At 73.6% G+C, this 2,424-nt stretch carries 4 protein-coding genes; 3 read left to right on the top strand and 1 reads right to left on the bottom strand.

The window, feature by feature from the left end; translation table 11 throughout:
* The first annotated feature begins 67 nt into the window (after nucleotides 1–67).
* From KBX53_RS29670 to KBX53_RS29660, 3 genes are all read left to right on the top strand, one after another.
* Entirely contained in the window at nucleotides 68–796 is a 729-nt protein-coding gene (locus KBX53_RS29670; RefSeq protein WP_210862949.1) for a molybdenum cofactor guanylyltransferase, read from the top strand.
* Nucleotides 793–1,059: a DUF6457 domain-containing protein gene (locus KBX53_RS29665; RefSeq protein ID WP_210862945.1), complete on the top strand. Its 267-nt coding sequence runs from the start codon at nucleotides 793–795 to the stop codon at nucleotides 1,057–1,059. The genes KBX53_RS29670 and KBX53_RS29665 overlap by 4 nt, the downstream gene beginning before the upstream one ends.
* 81 nt (nucleotides 1,060–1,140) lie before the next feature.
* On the top strand, nucleotides 1,141–2,247 hold the full coding sequence (locus KBX53_RS29660; RefSeq protein ID WP_030331736.1) for a hypothetical protein: 1,107 nt from the start codon (nucleotides 1,141–1,143) through the stop codon (nucleotides 2,245–2,247).
* 6 nt (nucleotides 2,248–2,253) lie between these two features.
* Here KBX53_RS29660 and KBX53_RS29655 read toward each other — a convergent pair whose 3' ends face one another.
* Nucleotides 2,254–2,409: a zinc-binding dehydrogenase gene (locus KBX53_RS29655; RefSeq protein WP_247676423.1), complete on the bottom strand. Its 156-nt coding sequence runs from the start codon at nucleotides 2,407–2,409 to the stop codon at nucleotides 2,254–2,256.
* Nucleotides 2,410–2,424: the final 15 nt, after the last annotated feature.

The raw sequence follows: 2,424 nt of genomic DNA, 5'->3' as shown, positions 1-2,424 counted from the left end.
CCCCCCACCCCGCGCGTTGATCATGAACTTGTCCGCGCGTGTTGTCGGCGTGTCGAGCGACAACTCCATGATCACCGGGGTGAGGGGTTGGGCTGGCGTATCCGAGCGCCGGCACGGTTACCGTGGCCGGGTGGGGACGTACGCAGCAGTGGTGCTCGCGGGTGGGGCCGCCCGACGGATGGGCGGGGTCGACAAGCCCGCGCTTCCGGTCGGTGGTCGGCCGATGCGTGACCGCGTGCTGGCCGCCGTCGCCGACGCGACGCCGCGGGTGCTGGTCGGTGCGGCCCAGGGCGTGCCGGCGGGTGTGCGGGTCGTCCGGGAGGACCCGCCCGGCGGGGGCCCGGTCGCCGCGGCGGCGGCCGGCCTGGCGCTGCTGGATCCCGACACCGCCCTTGTCGCGTTGCTCGCCGGCGATCTGCCGCTGCTCACCCGGGCCGCGATCAGTGACCTGTTGAACCACTTCGACGGTGAGTCCGCACGCACCGGACCGGCCGGAGACCGCTCCGCGTCGGCACCGCCGCCCAGCGGCGGCGAGCGGGGACCGGACGGGGTGTGCTTCGTGGACGGGGACGGGCGGCGGCAGTCGCTCTGTGGTGTCTGGCGGGTCGCGGCGCTGCGGGCGGCGTTGGACCGGCTGGCCGTCGAGCGGGGCGGGAGCCTGTCCGGGGCGCCGGTGCGGGCGCTGCTGGCCGGTCTCGTGGTGCGGGAGGTGGCCTGGTCCGGCGAGGGCCCGCCGCCGTGGTTCGACTGCGACACTGACGAGGACGTACGCCGGGCGGAGGAGTGGGCGCGATGACGGTGATGGACGACTGGGTCACGGCGGTGTGTGCCGAGTTGGATCTGGACCCGGCCGCGGTGCCGGTGCCGGCGGTGCTCGATCTGGCCCGGGACGTCGCCCACCAGGTGCTGCGTCCCGGAGCGCCGGTGACCGCGTACCTCTTGGGTGTGGCGGTTGGCCGGGGTGCGGAGCCGGCGGACGCTGCGGCCCGGCTCAGCGCGTTGGCCGGCGCCTGGCCGGTCGAGTTGGGCGCCGACCCCGCGGACCCGACGGCCCGCTGACCGCCGCTGTCCGATCCCGGTCCGGGCTGATTCGGCCTACCGGCGGCGTGGGTAGGGTGATCGTGACGGACGGAGGCGATCATGACGGCTGACCACCCCTCGGCCCCGCACGGTGAGCTGCCCGGCGCTTCGACCGAGCCGGCGGAATCGATCCTGCTCGACGAGCCCAGCACCACCGACCTGCGGGCGAAGGTGACCGAGGCGTGGCGGGAGTTCGCCCGCGCGCTCGCCGTGCGGCTGCGGGAACTTCCCGTCGGCGCGCACCTCGACGTGACCCTCGATCCCACGGCCTCCGGCACCGGTGACGCCGTCTACTCGATAAGCGTCGACGTGGACGCGGACCGGGTGTTGTCCGCCCGCGCGGTCGGCAACGCCACCCTACCGGCGGGGTACCGACTGGACCGGGGCGCGGTGGCGGACATGGTCGCGCTCGGTTGGTCGCCGCCCGGGGTGGTCGCCGGCTCCGGCGGTTCCTTCGGGTTGAACGCCACGACGGGCGAGTCGACCCAGGTGGCCACGCTGCTCTCCCGCACGCTGCGGGACGTCTACGGTGCCCCGCACCCGGCCTTCCTCGTCTACCTGGTGCACGACGCCGAGGGCGAACCGCTGACGGTGGACCCGCTGGGCACCGCGCGTAGCGAGTTCGGCCCGGACGCCGATGTCGAGGCGGACCTGGAGGAGGCGTTGGCCGAGGCGGCCGCCGCTCAGGTCGAGCGGGACGACGTGCTCGACCTGGCCGACCGGGTCCGTACCGTGGTCTCCACGATGTTGAAGTCGGACACCGACCGGTTGCAGATCGACTCGGACGGCGACATCACCATCCGCGCCGGCTCGGCGATGGTCTTCGTGCGGGTGCGGGACAACCCGCCCCTGGTGGACGTGTTCTCCCCGGTGCTCACCGAGGTGGAGCCGACCGAGCGGCTCTACGTCAAGCTCTCCGAGCTGACGAACCGGATGCCGATCGGCCGCCTCTACTGCGCCGACGACACGGTCTGGGCGTCCATCCCGGTGTTCGGCCGCAACTTCCAGGCCACCCATCTGATGCTCGCGGTGCAGGTGATGACCGGTCTCGCCGACGAGTTGGACGACCGTCTGCACGGCGAGTTCGGCGGCAAGCGGTTCTTCGGTGAGGGTGACAAGCCGGTCCGGCGCGACGAGTCGGAGCACCGCACCGGCATGTACCTCTGAACCCGGTCAGTTCACGTCCAGCAGGGTCTTGCCGACTGTTCCGCGCGCCTCGATGGCGGCGTGCGCGTCCGCCGCGCGTTCCAGCGGGAAGCGCTGGCCGATGAGCGGCCGTAGCTGGCCGGCCGCCGCGCCCGCCAGCACCTGATCGGTGTACGCGCGCATCCGCGCGGGCGGCAC

Origin of the sequence: Micromonospora sp. M51, from assembly GCF_018070305.1 — a bacterium.
In the GTDB taxonomy this organism is placed as follows: Bacteria; Actinomycetota; Actinomycetes; order Mycobacteriales; family Micromonosporaceae; genus Micromonospora; species Micromonospora parva.
This window is presented reverse-complemented; position numbering and strand designations above follow the sequence as displayed.

Bases quoted from the DNA above. Each gene is read 5' to 3' on its own strand.
- KBX53_RS29670 (WP_210862949.1), top strand. From the start codon at position 68: ATGATCACCGGGGTGAGGGGTTGGGCTGGCGTATCCGAGCGCCGGCAC.
- KBX53_RS29665 (WP_210862945.1), top strand. From the start codon at position 793: ATGACGGTGATGGACGACTGGGTCACGGCGGTGTGTGCCGAGTTGGAT.
- KBX53_RS29660 (WP_030331736.1), top strand. From the start codon at position 1,141: ATGACGGCTGACCACCCCTCGGCCCCGCACGGTGAGCTGCCCGGCGCT.
- KBX53_RS29655 (WP_247676423.1), bottom strand. From the start codon at position 2,409: ATGCGCGCGTACACCGATCAGGTGCTGGCGGGCGCGGCGGCCGGCCAG.